The organism is Candidatus Propionivibrio aalborgensis (assembly GCF_900089945.1).
GTDB classification, from domain to species: domain Bacteria; phylum Pseudomonadota; class Gammaproteobacteria; order Burkholderiales; family Rhodocyclaceae; genus Propionivibrio; species Propionivibrio aalborgensis.
Map to the genome: position 1 here is coordinate 1 of NZ_FLQY01000106.1, position 17,757 is coordinate 17,757.

Below are 17,757 nucleotides of genomic sequence, written 5' to 3' on the forward strand. Positions count from 1 at the left end.
TTACCGAATCGAAGCGGTGGCTACCCCCCACCCGATTTACAGCAGTTTAGGGACTCAATCGCCGAGAATGGCCAAATCAGCCCATGGATACCAACCGCCAATGGGTCAGGCATCAACGATTCTGATGCCGCCAATGCGATACGTGCAGTTAAGGTGGCTCAGGACAACAAACCACTCAACTCGATAGATGGCAATTGGTTCTTCAGCTTCTCCGAAGTTGGCGCGAGCAATACGGGCAACCAGTTCATGATGTCGCAGACTGGCGTACTGCCCACCAATGCTACCTTGCTGTCATTGAGTGGTCATTTCGCGAACGAATACGATGATTTCGGCACTGTGTCTTTGTTCGCCTACGATTCGACTAACCATGTGCTGGCTGAAGTGTCCATCGGCAACCTGAAAAACAATCAAAATGGTGATGATTTTCACTGGACGATGTTCAGCACAGATCTTGCGCTACCTGCCGCCGCCATATTCTGGGGCGTAAAGCTGACCGGCGAACTCGTCACCGGCGGAAGCATCAATGTGTACTGGGACAATCTCTCTTTGACCTATCAATCCGTGCCAGAACCCGGCACCATGGCATTGTTAGTCATCGGTTTTGTCAGTGCAGCGATCACGAGGCGACGCGTTCGTTGAACGACGCGGATTCACCGAACAATACTCTGGCTTAGTGCGAGGTTCTTGCTTCGTTTATATGCTATTGCAGTTGATTACCTTGCACCCGAGTCGCAATTCGACGCCTTCTTTGGAGTAGACTTCCCCGTTGGATGCTCGTTGTTGATCTGGCAATAATGTAGGGTACTTTATTGCCAGCCGTTGCTGATGATGTCCCTAAACGATAGTTATTGTGGCAGGCCGCTTCCCGATGGTTTCGATCAAGCTACGGCCGCTGGTGCCAATCATTTCTATTCCCATCTCATTTTTGGCCAGTGGCCGCATTCCGTTCTTGCCAACTGACACTCCTTACTCCGAGCAATAGTAGCGGGGTTGCAACACCAAGCGTTCCCGATCGATGCCACCGGGGCTGCACGGCTATGCCGCGAAGCCCCGGCGAACCGACGGGATGGGCTTTTTTTGAGGCATGAAAGAGGTCAATTCGGATAACGCACTTACAGGGACCGCAATCGGGAGTGGTGTTTTTCGTCGAAGGCAGCGTCATTATCCTCATGTTCGGAGAGAAACCGCCTATCGTCCGAAGAGTTGTTCGCCGTTGCGGAAGGCGATCTTCTCCGCCACCTCGGCGGGCAGCTGCGCCAGCCATCCCCTGTACGTAGCCATGATGTTGCCGTAGTTGTCCCAGCGTTCGTTGACCCATGTGTCGGAGCCGATCAGAAAGCGCTCCGGGTACTTTTCAAACAGGCGCCGCCATTCGGTCGTGAGTTTGCCGCCTTCCGTGATGCCATAGCGGTAGGACAGTTCGCACCACAGTCCGGGATAGCGCTGCAGATAGGCTTCGACCTTCGCCGGCTCGGTGGAAAAACCGGTGTGCGCCCAGATGATTCGTGCCTTCGGACTGTGCCGGTAGAGTATCTCCAGCGCTTCGTCGTCGGCGTGAGCATGCAGATAGAGATTGTGCTTCACCGCGAACTCGACGGTGTTCTTGACCTGTGACGCTTCGGCGGCGCTGCCTGTCAGGTGAAACTCGCCGATGCCCCGGTAATAGCCGCGTTTGAACTCGGTGGCAATCAGTTCTTCGGTCTGCGGATCGTTCATCCATGTCTGAATGTCGGGGCGCACACGGTAAGGACGGATGAAGGGTACCACCCAGATATCTTTCGGCCGTGCCTCGTAGAGCGCGCGCGTGCCATCATTGGGTCGGCTGGTGGCGAGGATACCGGTGACCTTGTGTTCTCGGAACAGGGACAGCACCGTGTCCAGCGGCATATGCGGCGCCGGTTCCCAGTTGTAGTGCAGATGTGCGTCAAAAACGGGGAGCACGGCCTGCGCAGTGTCGGCGCCGGCGCCGTGCGCCGGGGCCATGATTCCCAATGCCGAACAAACGAACAAGAAACACAAACGACGAATCCGGTTCATGATGATCTCCAGCCGGTATTGGCAAGGCTCTTGGTTGATTGGCGGTCAAGCGTCAGGGCAGAGAGTCGGCGTTGGTGAGACGGCAGCACCAGTGTGCGCCTCACTGCGAGGAATAGGAAGCATGAACGCGGTAGCTTCCAGTGACACCGTACCGCTGGAAACATAGTGGCTGATGCAAGCGACGCTATTTCTCGCGCACTCGCATCCTGACAGCGCTGACCTTGTCGATGCTGATCACAGCGTCGTAATACTCTTTCCCCGATATTCTGGAAACATGCACCAGGGTCTTGCCGACCTGAGTGACAGTCCCTTCGATCTCGTCGCCAGAACCCAGACGGAGAGTTACTCGCTTGCCCACGTTCTCGGTCAGGACTTCATTCATCCCGGCGGACGGTTTCAACTCGAATTTTTGCTCGTCGGCCGAGACGGATGCTGCGGAAAAAACAGCAACCAACGCTGCAGATGCGATAAGGCTTTTCCTCATTTCACTTACCTCCCGTGGATGAACCAAAATATCAATCCAATGAATCGCCGCAAAGATGCCCGCGTTGGCTCGGGCAACGCTAAGGCTATTTTACTGACGATCAAATCAATCTACGCCACACTGCAGTGAAGTGGTATCTCCGAACTTGCCCTTGTGTCCGCACTCGGCATCGCCGTTCGGACGATGGGTCAGTAAGGAGAGCAAAATGCCGGAAAAAGCCACTTCATTTGCGGGGTTGTACTCCTATTCGCCGCACCAGTCGATTATATTTGCATATCGTGTGGCGAATCGGATAATGAGGCTCTGAAATCCGCCGTGTCTTGTCCGGACAATTCCAGACATCCAACAACGCCATGCACATCGCACACCTCAGCATTCCGGCTGCCCTGAACAGCCTTCGCACGTCCGTTGACGGCTTGAGCCCGATCGAGGCGGAGAAACGTTTGCGGGAATACGGCCACAACCGGATCGAGGAAGTCAAGAGCGATCCGCAATGGCGGCGCCTGCTCCGGGAGTTCACCCACTTCTTTGCAGTGATTCTGTGGGTCGCGGCCGCGCTAGCGATTTTTGCCGAAACGCGCAGCCCGGGCGAGGGTATGTGGCAGCTCGGCCTGGCGATTCTTGCGGTGATCCTGATCAATGGCGCGTTCTCGTACTGGCAGGAATATCGTGCCGAACGGGCCATCTCAGCCTTGCGCAACCTTTTGCCAAGTCAGGTCAAAGTCATACGGGATGGCGAGCTGCTGACGTTGGCTGCCGAATTGCTTGTCCCCGGCGACATCGTGCTGCTTGAAGAGGGCGACAACGTACCGGCCGACTGTCGATTGATCGAGGCGTCCGGAATACGGGTGAATACCGCCACCATTACCGGCGAATCGCTGCCCAAGGCACGCACCGCCGATGGCGAGGCGGCTATCGGCGCGGCGGCATCTGATGCCAGCAATCTGCTACTCGCCGGCACTGCGCTGGTTTCCGGTCAGGGCCGGGCCATCGTCTTTGCCACCGGCATGCGAACCGAATTCGGCAAGATTGCCCACCTGACGCAGACCGCCGGCAAATCGGTCTCGCACCTGCAACTTGAAATCGCCCGCCTTTCAAAACTGGTCGCTGTGTTTGCCACGGGGCTTGGGCTGATATTCTTTCTCGTCGGAACGCTGATCGGCCTGCCGTTCTGGACAAATCTGATGTTCGCCATCGGCATCATCGTCGCGAATGTCCCGGAAGGATTATTGCCGACGGTAACCTTGTCGCTGGCCATGGCCACGCAGCGCATGGCGAAAAGGAATGCCCTGATCCGGCACCTGCCGGCCGTTGAAACCCTCGGTTCAACGACGGTAATCTGCAGCGACAAGACCGGGACGCTGACCCAGAACCGCATGACGGTGCAGCAAGTCTTCTTTGAGAACACATTGTGCAATGCGAACGAACACCATCTCGGCGGCGCTGCCGCGTCATTGTTGCGCAATGCCCAGTACTGTCACAACCTGAAACAGGGCCTTCGGAACGGAATGGCTAGCTGGCTGGGCGATCCCATGGAAGTCGCCCTGCTGTCTTTCGCCAGGAAGGTCCAGGATTTCGGCGAAGCGCCACTGTTGAGCGAGATCCCGTTTGACAGCCAGCGGCGCCGTATGTCGGTCGTGGTTGAGCACGAGGGGCAACACTGGCTGTACTGCAAGGGTGCGCCGGAAGCAGTTTTGCCGCTGTGTACGCGAACCGGACAGGACGGCAGTACCGCGCTTGACGAGACCTCCCGCCAGCACATTGGTGAAGCGCAGGAAAGAATGGCCGACCAGGGACTGCGCGTGCTGGCCTTCGCGTATCGCCCGTTGCAGGAACAGGAAAGTCCGGCTGAACGGGAATTGATCTTCTCCGGGCTGATCGGGCTGCACGATCCGCCCCGCCCCGAGGTGCCCGAAGCCATAGCACGTTGTCAATCCGCCGGCATCAAGGTGATCATGGTGACCGGAGACCATCCGCATACGGCGCTGGCCATTGCGCGCGAAATCGGTCTGGTCACCGGCGACCGGCCGCTGATCGTCGCGGGCGAATCATTGCGCAAGATGACGACGGCACAGTTGCAGATTGCGCTGGACAACCCCGAAGCCCTGTTCACCCGGGTCACCGCGGAACAAAAGATGCTGGTCGTTCAGGCGCTGAAGAACAAGGGAGAAATCGTGGCCGTCACCGGTGACGGCGTGAATGACGCTCCGGCATTGAAGACGGCACATATCGGCATTGCAATGGGCGTCTGCGGAACCGATGTCGCGAAGGAAGCCGCCGACATGATCCTGCTCGACGACAACTTTGCGAGCATTGTCAATGCCATCGAGGAGGGCCGCGCCGTTTTCGAGAACATTCGCAAGTTTCTGACCTACATCCTGACCTCGAACATCCCGGAGATCGTTCCTTACCTCGCCTTTGTGCTCTTCAAGATTCCGCTGCCGCTGACCGTCATCCAGATTCTGGCAGTTGATCTTGGCACAGACATGCTACCGGCTCTTGCGCTGGGCGCCGAACGCCCTGACCCCGCGCTGATGAGGGAACCGCCGCGGCCACGAGATCAACGCTTGCTTTCCTGGTCGCTGGTCGCCCGGTCGTACTTGTGGCTGGGGGCGCTGCAAGCGGGCATCGCGATGTCCGCCTATTTTTTCGTGCTGTATCTGGGCGGTTGGCATTACGGTCAAACTCTGGGGAAAACAGACCCGCAGTACTTGCAGGCCACCACGGCCTGCCTGGCGGCCATCGTCATCGCCCAAATGGTCAATGTCTTCATGTGTCGACACCCCAGGCTGTCGGCGCTAAGTTTCTCACTGCGGCAGAATCATCTGTTGCTGCTCGGACTTGGCGTTGAACTGTCGCTGATTCTGCTGATTGTCTATACGCCACTGGGTAACCGGATTTTTGGCACTCTCGCCTTTCCTCCGGCCGTATGGCCTGTCATATTCCTGCTCGCGCTGGGCTTCTGGGTGCTCGAAGAGCTGCGGAAATTCGTACTTCGCGTATGCGCAGAGAGCCCAAGGCAGTAACTCACGACAAGAGCCTATACATGCCGCTGCAGCTGCTTTGGAATACAGCCACACGAGGTAGAATGGGCGGGTTCTGACAAGAAATCGAGGGAGCATCTGTGCCGCGATGAGCGTGGGCCTACCCTCGCCTCAACTATTTGCAAATCATCTTCAGGAGATAACATGGGGCACAACACCACCGTCAACATTCGCACCGTTGCTCTCGTCGGTCATGGCGCAACCGGCAAGACGACACTGGCCGAGACTTTGCTCGCCACGGCCGGCGCAATCTCCAGCCACGGATCGGTTGAACGGGGCAATACCGTTTGCGATTTTGATGCTCAGGAAAAGGAACTCGGACACTCGCTGAATTCCGCAATGTTCACCCTCGACTGGTTGAACACCCAGGTGCACATGATCGATACGCCGGGTTACCCGGACTTTGCCGGGCAGGCCATTGGCGCTCTAGCCGCCGTTGACACGGCATTGATCGTGATCAACGCGCAGACCGGAATCGAGCTATCGACCGAGCGCATGATGCGTCTGGCCGCAGGCCGTAACCTCTGCCGAATGATCGTCATCAACAAGATCGACGCGGACAACGTCGATCTGCCCAGGCTGGTGGGCGAAATCCGCGAACGTTTCGGCCGCGAATGCATGCTGCTCGATTTACCGGCGCATCACGCCCAGGATGTCGTCGAATTACTCGGTCACGACAGCGGCGACAGCGATTTTGAGTCGGTCGCCAACGCCCACCGCGCGCTGATCGACCAGATCGTCGAGGAAGATGAAGACCTTCTTGCGCGCTATCTCGACGAAGGAACCGATCCGAGCATTGACGAATTGCACGCCCCGTTCGAGAAAGCGCTGCGCGAAGGGCACCTGATACCGATTCTCTTCGTTTCAGCGCGAACCGGTGCCGGCATTCCGCAATTGCTCGATGTGCTGGCCAGGCTGGCCCCCAATCCGACCGAAGGCAATCCTCCCCCGTTCTACAAGGGCGAGCCGGGTGACCCGGACAGCGTTCCGTTTCACGCCGAACCCGATGCGAACCAGCACGTACTGGCGCATGTGTTCAAGGTCGTCAGCGATCCTTTCATCGGCAAGCTTGGCGTCTTCCGCGTGCATCAGGGCACGATCAGGAAGGACTCGCAGCTGTTTGTCGGCGACACGAAAAGGCCGTTCAAGGTCGGCCACCTGTATCGTCTGCAAGGCAAGGAGAATATCGAAGTCGAGGCGCTGGTCCCCGGCGACATCGGCGCCATCGCCAAGATCGACGAAATCGAGTTCGACTGCGTGCTTCATGATTCTCATGATGAAGATCATATTCATCTGAAGCCCCTGGAGTTCCCGCAGCCGATGCAGGGGCTGGCCGTCGAAACGCAACGCAAAGCGGATGAACAACGTCTGTTCGACGTACTGCACAAGCTCGAAATTGAAGACCCCTGCTTCAAGGTCGAACGCCACCCGACGACCAATGAGACCGTCATTCGCGGCCTCGGAGACATGCACTTGCGCGCCAAATTGGCGCGCATGGCGCAGCAGTACAAGATCGAACTCAACACCCGGCCGCCACAGATCGCCTACCGCGAAACGATTACGGCAAAAGCCGAAGGCCACTGCCGTCACAAGAAGCAAAGCGGCGGAGCCGGCCAGTTCGGTGAGGTCATGTTGCGCGTCGAGCCCCTGGAACGCGGGGCCGGCTTCGAGTTCGTCGATATCGTCAAGGGAGGAACCATCCCCGGCGTATTCATGGCTGCGGTTGAAAAGGGTGTGAGGCAAGCTTTGGAAGACGGCGTCGTCGGCGGCTTCCCGGTACACGATCTGCGCGTCATCGTGCATGACGGCAAGTCGCACTCTGTCGACAGCAAGGATATCGCCTTTTTTTCTGCCGGCCGGAAAGCCACCATTGACGCGATCCGCTCCTCTTCGCCAATCATTCTTGAACCCGTGGTTGACATCGAAGTGCTGGCTCCGGAGGCAGCCATCGGCGACCTGACCGGCGATCTTTCAAGCAAGCGCGGGCAGGTTACCGGAACACAGCCGCGTGGCGTGGGCACCATATCGATCAGCGGCAAGGTTCCGCTCGCAGAACTCGATGACTACCAGGGACGCCTCAAGTCGCTGACGGGTGGACAAGGGTCCTACAGCATCAGCTTCTCGCACTACGCTCCGGTGCCCGCAGGAACCCAGCAGCAGTTGGCGTCGCAACGCAAGTCGGTTGGCCTTGAGGATGATTGAGCGGATCGTGAATTCGCCAGGCTAGGCGTCATGACGCCCTTTTTCGGCGTCCCCGGCTGGGCCATTCATCTGGCCCGCCGGGTACTGTATTTCTGGGTACGGACCACCGTGCTCCCGGAGCGCCCGGAGAAGCTTGGCCTTGATCCGTCAAAGCCGGTTTGCTATGTATTGCAGCATCCCCATTTATCAAACCTGCTGGTTCTCTTCCGGGAATCACGACTTGCCGGCCTGCCATCGGCCGAGGCGCCCTTCAGGCTGGGCAGCGACGACTTCCCGCGTTCCGTCTTCTTTTTGAACCGAAAACAGATACACAGCGCCGAGTCGGGTGAGCCATATGCGCATTCACCGCTGATGACTGCTGTCGTGAACGAAACGTTGGCAGACACCGGGTTCGATGTCCAGGTCGTCCCGGTCGTCATCCTTTGGGGGCGCAACCCAGGCAAACAGGAGTCGATCCTAAAAGCACTGTTTGCCGAGGCCTGGCAACAACCGGGCTATCTGCGCCGTCTGGTGACCATACTGTTGCATGGCCGGAACGTACTGGTCCGCTTCAACGCACCGCTTTCCCTGCACGCCCTGTTCCGCGATGGCCTCGACGAAACACAGGCCCTCCACAAGTTGTCCCGCGTGCTGCGTGAGCACTTCCGCCGCCAGCGACTGATGGCCATCGGGCCAGACCTTTCGCACCGCCATACGCAAGTGGGAACCCTTCTCGACTCCGCGCCAGTACGCTCGGCAATTGCCGCCGAGGCAGCGGAAAAACATATTCCACTTGATGAAGCCCAACTGAGGGCACGCGATTTCGCGCTGGAAATCGCCTCGGATTACTCGTATGGCGTGTTGCGTGCCCTCGAGTTGTCGCTTGCGTGGTTTTGGAAACGGCTTTATGACGGCATCGAGTTGCACAATACCGATGTCGTTGCGCGGATTGCGCCCAACCACGGCATTGTCTACATACCGACGCATCGCAGCCATATCGACTATCTGCTGCTTTCGTACTTTCTGCACCGACAAGGACTGGCCCCGCCTCACATCGCCGCCGGCGCCAATCTGAACATTCCCCTCATCGGTCCATTGCTCCGCCGGGCAGGCGCTTTCTTCATGCGCCGCAGCTTCAGAGGCGAACCCCTCTATGCGGCAGTTTTCCATGAATATCTGCATCTGATGCTGACCCGCGGCTTTCCGATCGAGTACTTCATCGAAGGGGGGCGAAGTCGCAATGGAAGAATGTTGACGCCCAGGGCCGGCATCCTGGGAATGACGATTCGCAGTTTCATCCGGGAGCATTCACGACCGCTCGTTTTCGTGCCGGTCTATATCGGCTACGAGAAACTCGTTGAAGGTCAATCCTACCTTCGTGAAATGGCCGGCAAGCCGAAGCAAAGCGAGTCACTGTGGTCGCTGCTCAAAAGCCTGCGCCGAATCAAGCGAATATTCGGCAAAGCGTATGTGAACTTCGGCGAACCGCTGGCGCTGGCCGACTTTCTGGACGCCTATCGCCCCGGCTGGTCAAACGAAACGGCGACTGACTCCGACGACTGGGCGCGCGAGGCAACTCATATCACTGCCACCGAACTGGCCAGGCGCATGAACGAAGCGGCAGTGATCAATCCGGTCAACCTGATCGCTCTGGTGCTGTTGCCGACGCCAGTGCTGCCTACCGATGAGCAATCACTGGGGCGGCTTCTGGAGCATTTCCAGTCGCTAATCGCCGATGCGCCTTATTCTCGGGCTACCGTTCCATGCACTCTTGATGCCGAGCAGATTGTGGCCTATGTCGAACGGCTTGGAATTGTCGAGCGCATTTCGCACCCGCAGGGCGATCTCATTCGTCTGGTGGAAGACGAGTCTCCGCTGCTCGCTTACTTTAGCAACAACGTGCTGCATCTGTTTACCTTGCCAGCACTGATCGCCTGCCTGATGAGCCACAGCAAGTCTCTAGGCATGCAACAGATCATCGACGCCGTTACCGGTATCTACGGCCTGCTGGAAAAGGAACTTTTCTTGCGCTGGACGATAGATGAAATTCCGGCAGCCACCGAAACCGTCATTGGCGTACTGCTCAAACGGAGCCTGCTACTCCGCGATGAAGCAGGTCAACTCGCAGCCCCGGATCAAGGCACTCGGGAGTGCGCCGAGTTGCGTGCAATCGGCGAAACAATTCGACCGCTACTCGACTGCAACTTCCTCACGCTGTCATTGCTGCAACAGGGCGGATCAGGTCGCCGGACACGTCGCTCTCTGGAAAACGACTGCCATCGGCTGGCTCGGCGTTTGATACTGCGCTACGAGACCAACGCGCCAGAGTATTCCAACAAGACTGGCTTCTCCACACTCATCGACCAACTTGTCGATGCGAACCTTCTGCGTGAGGATGAAGCCGGGCATTTGCTTCCTGACCGGCACATCGCCACGCTGCTGGCGCACGCCATGCCGTTTATCCCACCCGAAACGCGACAGGTAATTGAGGGTATGGCCTGCGCGGACCCGGAGGTGCTGCGCTAGGCGTTGGAACGGGAAGAACGGCGCACCGCATTCTTGAGGCGCTCCTGCTCGGCCAAGACCTTGCTTGCATAGCTGCCTTCAGGATCCGAGGATCCGGCATAGTACTGAAGACCGGCAACCAACCCACCGCGACGGCGAATGGCCTCCTGAAGAACGTGTACGCCGACCCTGATATTGGTCTCCGGATCGAGAAAGGGTTTGTCGCCCGCGCCATCCGGCACCTTGTCCATATGAAAGCGCGGAATAACCTGCATCAGGCCCTGCGCACCCATCGGGCTTTCGGCAAACGGGTTGAAACCCGATTCAATGCCGATCATCGCCACGATCAGCAGCGGATCGATGCGCCGCTCCTTTCCGATCATTTGCGCCACTTCAAAAACCGGCTCCAGCGCTTCCTGGGAGACACGATAGCGGCGTGTCACATAATCCAGCGCGCCTTGCATGCCTGGCGACAGAGCGGGCGCCGCAGCTTCGGATTCTGCAACCACTTCCGAGGTTTCATCCGCAGCGGACAATTCGGACGGGTCGGCTTTGAGGAGCCCAGCCGACAGGGTGCTTTTGGAAAAATTGCCGAAAAAGCCAAGGACGAGAAAGAGGCCGGCAATCATCAGACTGTATTGAACTATTTTCAGGACGACATCGCTACTGCGTGCCATCGATTGTTTGAGCGTAATCGTTGCAGACATGCTCACTCTCCTTCACTGTTGTCGTCGCGTAAGCAAACAGGCCGGGCGACAAACGGTTCTAGGGGGGTGTAAGTCCCGTGAATGCGGTGGTGTTTACCGCAAGGTGGGCACTTCTATGAGATGGAAACCCTGCGTCAAGGTTGCAGGGGGAGAAGTGTCCAGCTGGCACAAATCACGCGCTTGGCGTTTCGTGCAGCGGGCGGAATGTATCATTTAGGTAAATGCTTGTCAACCATAAATAGACACCATAAATAGACAGCTCACGAATCCGGAATCGACAACCAATCCCGTATTCACCGCCCTGGAGCAGCGATTTACAAGCGTTTGAGCGTGTTTTCAGGACCGTATTCGCGGGCTTCGTCAGGCGCGGCAAGATCATCCCGCGAGCCTGAAATCCTATATGGGACCCACCCTGGCCAGCGGGTTCGAACCCGCCTTTTCACAAACCCACAGGTGTCGTATAAAATGCGCCTGTTTTCAAAGCACTGAGCAAAGGCTTGCGACTGATATGCTGATATGGTCTGTTGCCATTTACCTTATTGTCTCCCTTGCCATCGGCATCTACGTTGCGATGCGGGTACGAAACACGACGGATTTTGTCGTCGCCGGCCGGTCGTTGCCTTTGCCCGTCGTCATGGCCACGATTTTTGCCACCTGGTTCGGTTCGGAAACGATATTCGGCGTTTCCGCCACCTTCGTGCAGGAAGGCCTGCGCGGCGTGGTCGCTGACCCCTTTGGCGCCAGCCTGTGCCTGATCATCGCCGGCGTCTTCTTCGGCAGCAAGCTTTACAAGCTCAATGTGCTGACGCTGGGCGACTTCTTCCGTATGCGTTTCAACCGGACGGTCGAGGTACTCACAACGCTTTGCATCATCGCCTCGTACCTAGGCTGGGTCTCGGCGCAGATCAAGGCGCTCGGCCTGGTCTTCAACGTCGTCACGACCGGCACCATCTCGCAAACCAGTGGAATGGTGCTCGGCGCACTGATCGTGCTGATCTACACCACGTTCGGCGGCATGCTCTCGGTGGCTATTCTTGATTTCGTGCAGATGGTCATGATCATGGGCGGACTGCTTTACATCGCCAGTATCTTCGCGGGGCTCACCGGAGGTGTTGCCGTCGTGATCAGCCATGCCTCGGACGCCGGCAAACTCGATTTTTTTCCCGAGGCCGATACCGTCCAATGGCTGACCTTCCTTGGCGCCTGGATAACCATGGCCTTGGGCTCGATACCACAGCAGGATGTCTTCCAGCGGGTCACTTCGGCAAAGAGCGCCAAGGTTGCGATCTACGGCTCCATCCTCGGGGGCGCGCTCTATTTCTGTTTTGCTTTCCTGCCGATGTTCATCGGCTATTCCGCCAACCTGATCGATCCTGCAAAATACAACGCTCTGGCTCAGTCCGATGCCCAAATGGTACTGCCGACGCTCATCTTGCAGCACACGCCGATCTTCGCCCAGGCCATTTTCTACGGCGCGGTCCTTTCGGCCATCATGAGTACCTCGTCGGCAACGCTACTCGCGCCATCGGTTGCTTTCTCGGAAAACATCCTGCGCAACTATTTCCCTGATATCACGGATCATTCTTTTCTGCGCATGCTGCGCATTACCATTGTTTGCTTTGCCTGCATTGTGCTCGCCTTTGCACTCGGCTCTGACTCCACCATCTTCAAAATGGTCGAGAACGCTTACAAGGTCACGCTTTCCGGCGCTTTCGCGCCACTCTTCTTCGGCGCCTATTGGCGGCGCAGCACGACGCAGGGCGCACTGTTTTCGATAATTGGCGGAGTGTCGTCCTGGCTCCTTCTCGAACTGTTGATCGGCGAAGCCAGTGTAATACCGCCGCAACTCATCGGGCTGGGTGTAGGGATTATCAGTATGATCGCCGGCTCCCTACTGCCACAGTGGATTGGTCTGCCCGATGTGAAGGGCGATGAGCGCGCGGAACAACTACGCGCGCGAAATCAATAAGCCCCCCGGAGTCGCTACAGCCGTTTCTCGGCATCCGCCACGGATTCACGAATCCGATGCGTGTCAATCGTGAAGCGTTAGAATGAACCCACTAACGCTCACGGTCGTCGCGATGCCTTCATCACCCAAATCGATAGCGGGAAGTATCGCCGGCAAAGAACTGGCGCCATTGCCCACGCTGCTACCGCACTATCTGGCATTGTCCTACGCGGCGCTTATCATTTATGCCAGTCTGCACCCTCTGACCGGTTGGCGCGATCCGGGAATATCGCCATTCTATTTTCTCGACGCCGCCTGGCCACGCTACTGGACGGGTTTCGATCTCGCGATCAACGCTCTCGCTTATCTGCCGCTGGGTTTTCTACTAGCACTGACACTTCGCCGCTTACCCGGTCGGTGGATTCCGGCAGTCGCCGCATTGATGCTGGGTGCCCTGCTCAGTTTTTGCGTTGAAAGCCTGCAAACATGGTTGCCAACACGTGTCGCCTCAAACCTGGACCTGGCCTGCAATACGTTGGGAACGGGCATCGGCGCCCTGCTTTCGATCTGGCATGGTAGGCGCTTCTTCATCCGTATTGCGCTGCTTCAGCGCCATTTGCTGACACCTTTTCCCCATTCCGACTTCGGACTGGTCTTGATCGGCCTTTGGCTGCTGACGCAACTCTCGCCGGAAACAATCCTCTTCGGTGCCGGCGATATGCGACACATGCTTGAGATCACCCCGGCCGTACCCTATGCAGCTCACTCGTTCTTTGCACTGGAGACCGGCATCATCGTCTGCAACACGATCGCTATCGGCCTGACTGTCCGCGCCCTGCTTGCCGACCAAAGCTCACCCTACCTGGCGGTGGCCGTTTTCTTCGTTGTCGCGCTCTCGATCCGGACGCTGGCCGCGGCGGTTCTGGTCAACCCTCTCAATGCCTTTGCCTGGCTTACCCCCGGCGCCACGCTTGGCTTGTCTGTCGGGGGCGTGATTCTTTCGCTCATCATGTTGATGCCCGCATCGATAAGAATAGCGCTGGCCGGACTGGCGCTCATGGCCGGAACGGTACTGGTCAACGTCACCCCACCGAATCCCTACTCGGCTGCTGCGCTGGTCACCTGGAGGCAGGGGCATTTCCTTAATTTCAACGGATTGACCCGGCTGACAGCAAGCTTCTGGCCATTCCTTGCCCTCCCCTATCTGACCTTGCTCGGAAGACGTATCGAATCGAATCAAGGTTAGAATCGGCCATCGCAGGAAGCACAATCATCAATGAGGCATTTGTCAGAATGAGCTACTACAAGCATCACGTTTTCTTTTGCTGCAACCAGCGCGCCGAAGGCGAGTCATGCTGTAACAACCTGGGCGCCACCGAGGCACAAACCTACGCCAAGGATCGCATCGGCCAATTGAAGCTAAAAGGCAAGGGCAAGATACGCGTCAACAAGGCCGGCTGCATGGATCGCTGCGACGAAGGCCCGATCATCGTCGTCTATCCCGAGGAAATCTGGTACCACTACGTCGACAAGGAAGACATCGAAGAAATCATTCAGGAGCATCTGGTCCAGGGACGCGTCGTTGAACGTCTGAAGATTTGACCAGGGGAAGAACCTTCATGAAGTTGAACGAAGAGAGGGTACTCATCGATGGCCCGGCCGGCGCGATCGAGCTGATTGTCGAGAATCCGGGCGCACCACGTGGCATTGCTCTGATCTGTCATCCACACCCGCTGTTTGGCGGAGCCAATACCAACAAGGTGACACAGACGCTGGCACGCACGTTTACGCATCTGGACTATGTAGCCTTGCGACCGAATTTTCGCGGCGTCGGTGGAAGTGGCGGAACGCACGATAACGGAAACGGCGAATGTGAGGACATGCTCACGATTCTGGCGGAGGCCAAGCGCCGTTATGGCGATCTGCCGGTCGCCCTGGCCGGCTTTTCCTTTGGCGCCTATGTGCAGACCCGTGTCGCGCAGGCGCTTATCGAGGCCAATCACCCGGCCCAACGGCTGGTTCTGGTCGGCACGGCCGCCGGCCATGTTGAAGGCGCACGTCAGTACACCGTCAAGCCCGTTGCCAACGACACCATCGTCATCCACGGCTCGGTAGACACGACCGTTCCGCTGGCCAATGTATTGGCCTGGGCTGAAGCCATGAATCTGCCCGTGATCGTTGTTCCAGGCGCCGACCACTTCTTTCACCGTCGGCTGCATGTCATTCGCGAAATCATTACCCGAGCATGGCGTCACTGAACGCTGCTGACGCGCTGTGCGTCTCCAGCTTGAGCAAGCACTATGATGGCCATGAAGTGGTCGCCGGAATCAGCTTCGCCGTACCTCCCGGCACTTGCTTCGGCCTGCTCGGACCGAACGGCGCCGGAAAAACCACCACCCTTCGTTGCTGCCTCGGACTGACAACAGCAGACGCCGGCAGCATAAGCCTCGGTGGCTACGCCATCCCGGAGCAAGCCGGGGCCGCACGCGAGCGTGTCGGTGTTGTGCCTCAACTCGACAATCTTGACCCCGACTTTACTGTCGGTGAAAACCTGCTGGTGTATGGTCGCTACTTCGGCATCGGTGACGCGCTCATTCGCGAACGTATTCCCGATCTGCTGAATTTCGCCGGACTCGGAGGGAAGAAAGCCGCCCGCATCCAGACCCTGTCAGGGGGTATGAAACGGCGCCTGACTCTGGCTCGTGCGCTGGTTAACGACCCGGACATCGTCTTCCTCGACGAACCGACCACTGGCCTCGATCCACAAGCACGCCACCTGATCTGGGATCGTCTGAAGCAACTCACCGCACGCGGAAAGACCCTGATCCTGACCACCCATTTCATGGATGAGGCCGAGCGACTTTGTGACCGTCTGGCGGTGCTTGACAACGGTCATCTGGTTACCGCTGGCGCGCCCCGCGAACTGATCGCTTCGCACATCGAACCGCAGGTGGTAGAGGTATTCGGTGAGGCCGCGGCGACCTGGGCACGTTCCCGGAACACGTTGGGCGAACGCCTCGAGATCGCTGGCGAAACCGCTTTCTTCTACTGCCGCGATACGGTGCCTCTGCTGGCAGCACTCGCAGGCGAACCGACCTTGCGTTACATACACCGTGCGGCCAGCCTTGAAGACGTTTTCATCAAGCTCACCGGGCGTGAACTGAGAGACTGAGCATGGGAGACGCTTTCAACGCAAGACCCTCGATCTATTCCTTCCCCCGACCCGGCCTGCGCTGGCTACCGGTTTGGCGGCGAAACTTTCTCGTCTGGCGCAAGCTGGCGATACCTTCGGTTCTCGGCAACCTCGCCGACCCGCTGCTTTACATGCTCGGTCTCGGCTACGGACTTGGCGGCCTGCTGCCGCAGATCAGCGGCAGCAGTTATGTCAGCTTTCTAGCCGCGGGGACGGTGGTCGCCAGCACCATGAATGCAGCCACCTTCGAAGCGCTTTACTCGGCTTTCTCGCGCATGCATGTGCAGAAGACCTGGGACGCCATTCTCAATACCCCGCTCTCGCTCGATCACGTCCTGACCGGCGAACTGGTCTGGGCAGCAAGCAAGAGCCTGCTCTCCGGACTGGCCATTCTGCTGGTCATCGCAGCGCTGGGGTTGACGAGTTCGCTGCTGGCGTTGTGGGTGATTCCAGTCGTTTTCCTGACCGGCCTTGCCTTCGCCGCCCTGGGCCTGATCGTCTGCGCACTGGCACCGTCGTACGATTTCTTCATGTATTACTTCACGCTCTTCATTACACCCATGCTACTTGTCTCCGGAGTCTTCTTTCCTGCCGACCGGTTACCGGCGGCAGTTCATGCCATCGCCAGCTGGCTTCCGCTTTCGCATGCAGTGCAACTCGCCCGCCCCTTGTTGCAAGGGGAAGTGCCAGCCAATGTGATCGGACACATTGCCGCACTCCTGACCATCGCCACGATCGCCTTTGGCATCGCAACGGTGCTGACGCGCCGGCGATTGCTCAAATGAGCTTCGACCGAACGAAGAACGGAGCGCTTAACCCTTATTTGCGTTCGAATGCAAATAGCAGGCGCTGCGCTCCATGAAATGGCTGCTGCAGTTTTGTATGGCACGTGCGGCCTTCGCCACGATGTTCACAGCCTATTCGGCGGTGTTGCCCCTCGTCAGACAGGAGTGGGGAATGTCGGCATGGCAAGCGGGATTGATTCAGTCCGTCCATCACGCGGGGTTCTTGGTATCGCTGTTTTCGGTAGGCTTTCTTACTGACCGCTTCGGTGCGCGTCGAACCTATCTCGCAGCCAGCTTTGCCGCCGCCATCAGTGCCGCTCTGTTCGCATTTGTCGCCGACGATTTCCTTTCCGCGCTATTGCTCTACGGGCTTACCGGGCTTTGCTCCGGCGGCTCCTACACGCCTGGACTGGCCATCATCAGTCAGCAAATGACGGGCCGACAGCAAGGACGAGCCATGGGCTTCTATCTTGCCGCCGCATCTCTCGGCTACGCTTTCGGCTTGTTTATTGCCAGTGCCATGATTCCCCTCGCGGGCTGGCGAGGATCGTTTGTCGTCACGTCGCTGGGGCCTGTCCTGGGACTGCTTGTCGGATTCTGGTCGCTGCGCAATGTTCCCAATGTGCTGCATTATCGGTCGGGCAGTCGCAGTATTTTCAAGGGATTGAGCCGCGTTATCGGAAATCGGGCGGCAATGCTGTCGATCTGGGGCTATACGTTCCATGCTTGGGAGTTACTTGGTTTGTGGGCGTGGTTACCGGCTTTCCTTACTGCAGCCTCGATTGCTTCGGGCAACAGTGCGCAACAGGCGGCCAGCGTCGGCGCCACGCTGACTGCGATCACCTACCTCGTTGCGGCGGGCGGGAACGCCCT

The 17,757-nt window shown here is 58.1% G+C and carries 14 protein-coding genes; 11 read left to right on the forward strand and 3 right to left on the reverse strand.

Annotated elements, in window-relative coordinates; genetic code table 11:
• Nucleotides 1-639: PEP-CTERM sorting domain-containing protein (locus PROAA_RS06570; RefSeq protein WP_186410575.1), on the forward strand; the 639-nt coding region annotated here is incomplete at its 5' end.
• A gap of 549 nt (nucleotides 640-1,188) precedes the next feature.
• On the opposite strand, the gene PROAA_RS06575 is transcribed toward PROAA_RS06570, so the two are convergent.
• Entirely contained in the window at nucleotides 1,189-2,037 is an 849-nt protein-coding gene (locus tag PROAA_RS06575; protein ID WP_222102136.1) for an amidohydrolase, read from the reverse strand.
• A 184-nt stretch (nucleotides 2,038-2,221) separates the two neighbouring features.
• Nucleotides 2,222-2,521 carry a hypothetical protein gene (locus PROAA_RS06580; protein WP_186410576.1) on the reverse strand — a complete coding sequence of 100 codons (300 nt, stop codon included), beginning with the start codon at nucleotides 2,519-2,521 and terminating at the stop codon, nucleotides 2,222-2,224.
• A gap of 320 nt (nucleotides 2,522-2,841) precedes the next feature.
• Between PROAA_RS06580 and PROAA_RS06585 the strand changes: the two genes are divergently transcribed.
• The 3 genes from PROAA_RS06585 (at nucleotide 2,842) to plsB (ending at nucleotide 10,272) form a co-directional block, all read left to right on the forward strand.
• On the forward strand, nucleotides 2,842-5,547 hold the full coding sequence (locus PROAA_RS06585; RefSeq protein ID WP_245664191.1) for a cation-translocating P-type ATPase: 2,706 nt from the start codon (nucleotides 2,842-2,844) through the stop codon (nucleotides 5,545-5,547).
• Between the two features lie 162 nt (nucleotides 5,548-5,709).
• Nucleotides 5,710-7,767: an elongation factor G gene (gene fusA / locus PROAA_RS06590; RefSeq protein ID WP_186410578.1), complete on the forward strand. Its 2,058-nt coding sequence runs from the start codon at nucleotides 5,710-5,712 to the stop codon at nucleotides 7,765-7,767.
• A gap of 30 nt (nucleotides 7,768-7,797) precedes the next feature.
• On the forward strand, nucleotides 7,798-10,272 hold the full coding sequence (gene plsB / locus PROAA_RS06595) for a glycerol-3-phosphate 1-O-acyltransferase PlsB (protein ID WP_186410579.1): 2,475 nt from the start codon (nucleotides 7,798-7,800) through the stop codon (nucleotides 10,270-10,272).
• Here plsB and PROAA_RS06600 read toward each other — a convergent pair.
• Nucleotides 10,269-10,958, reverse strand: a complete 690-nt coding sequence (locus PROAA_RS06600) for a transglycosylase SLT domain-containing protein (protein WP_186410580.1) — start codon at nucleotides 10,956-10,958, stop codon at nucleotides 10,269-10,271. The two genes, plsB and PROAA_RS06600, sit on opposite strands and share 4 nt — an antisense overlap.
• A 508-nt stretch (nucleotides 10,959-11,466) precedes the next feature.
• Between PROAA_RS06600 and PROAA_RS06605 the strand changes: the two genes are divergently transcribed.
• The 7 genes from PROAA_RS06605 to PROAA_RS06635 all read left to right on the forward strand — a co-directional run.
• Nucleotides 11,467-12,927, forward strand: coding sequence for a high affinity choline transporter 1 (locus tag PROAA_RS06605; protein WP_186410581.1), 1,461 nt, complete (start codon nucleotides 11,467-11,469; stop codon nucleotides 12,925-12,927).
• 82 nt (nucleotides 12,928-13,009) lie between these two features.
• Complete coding sequence (locus PROAA_RS06610) at nucleotides 13,010-14,152, forward strand: VanZ family protein (protein WP_245664192.1); 1,143 nt, start codon at nucleotides 13,010-13,012, stop codon at nucleotides 14,150-14,152.
• A 47-nt stretch (nucleotides 14,153-14,199) separates the two neighbouring features.
• Nucleotides 14,200-14,508, forward strand: coding sequence for a (2Fe-2S) ferredoxin domain-containing protein (locus tag PROAA_RS06615; RefSeq protein WP_186410582.1), 309 nt, complete (start codon nucleotides 14,200-14,202; stop codon nucleotides 14,506-14,508).
• A 17-nt stretch (nucleotides 14,509-14,525) separates the two neighbouring features.
• Nucleotides 14,526-15,164 carry an alpha/beta hydrolase gene (locus PROAA_RS06620; protein ID WP_186410583.1) on the forward strand — a complete coding sequence of 213 codons (639 nt, stop codon included), beginning with the start codon at nucleotides 14,526-14,528 and terminating at the stop codon, nucleotides 15,162-15,164.
• Nucleotides 15,152-16,078: an ATP-binding cassette domain-containing protein gene (locus PROAA_RS06625; protein ID WP_186410584.1), complete on the forward strand. Its 927-nt coding sequence runs from the start codon at nucleotides 15,152-15,154 to the stop codon at nucleotides 16,076-16,078. The genes PROAA_RS06620 and PROAA_RS06625 overlap by 13 nt, the downstream gene beginning before the upstream one ends.
• A gap of 2 nt (nucleotides 16,079-16,080) precedes the next feature.
• Complete coding sequence (locus tag PROAA_RS06630; protein WP_186410585.1) at nucleotides 16,081-16,884, forward strand: ABC transporter permease; 804 nt, start codon at nucleotides 16,081-16,083, stop codon at nucleotides 16,882-16,884.
• A 73-nt stretch (nucleotides 16,885-16,957) separates the two neighbouring features.
• On the forward strand, nucleotides 16,958-17,757 hold an 800-nt coding region (locus PROAA_RS06635; RefSeq protein WP_186410586.1), incomplete at its 3' end, for an MFS transporter.

Excerpts from the sequence above, each read along its gene's own strand:
- PROAA_RS06575 (WP_222102136.1), bottom strand. The coding sequence starts at position 2,037 with ATGAACCGGATTCGTCGTTTGTGTTTCTTGTTCGTTTGTTCGGCATTG.
- PROAA_RS06580 (WP_186410576.1), bottom strand. The coding sequence starts at position 2,521 with ATGAGGAAAAGCCTTATCGCATCTGCAGCGTTGGTTGCTGTTTTTTCC.
- fusA (WP_186410578.1), top strand. The coding sequence starts at position 5,710 with ATGGGGCACAACACCACCGTCAACATTCGCACCGTTGCTCTCGTCGGT.
- plsB (WP_186410579.1), top strand. The coding sequence starts at position 7,798 with ATGACGCCCTTTTTCGGCGTCCCCGGCTGGGCCATTCATCTGGCCCGC.
- PROAA_RS06600 (WP_186410580.1), bottom strand. The coding sequence starts at position 10,958 with ATGTCTGCAACGATTACGCTCAAACAATCGATGGCACGCAGTAGCGAT.
- PROAA_RS06605 (WP_186410581.1), top strand. The coding sequence starts at position 11,467 with ATGCTGATATGGTCTGTTGCCATTTACCTTATTGTCTCCCTTGCCATC.
- PROAA_RS06610 (WP_245664192.1), top strand. The coding sequence starts at position 13,010 with ATGAACCCACTAACGCTCACGGTCGTCGCGATGCCTTCATCACCCAAA.
- PROAA_RS06615 (WP_186410582.1), top strand. The coding sequence starts at position 14,200 with ATGAGCTACTACAAGCATCACGTTTTCTTTTGCTGCAACCAGCGCGCC.
- PROAA_RS06620 (WP_186410583.1), top strand. The coding sequence starts at position 14,526 with ATGAAGTTGAACGAAGAGAGGGTACTCATCGATGGCCCGGCCGGCGCG.
- PROAA_RS06625 (WP_186410584.1), top strand. The coding sequence starts at position 15,152 with ATGGCGTCACTGAACGCTGCTGACGCGCTGTGCGTCTCCAGCTTGAGC.
- PROAA_RS06630 (WP_186410585.1), top strand. The coding sequence starts at position 16,081 with ATGGGAGACGCTTTCAACGCAAGACCCTCGATCTATTCCTTCCCCCGA.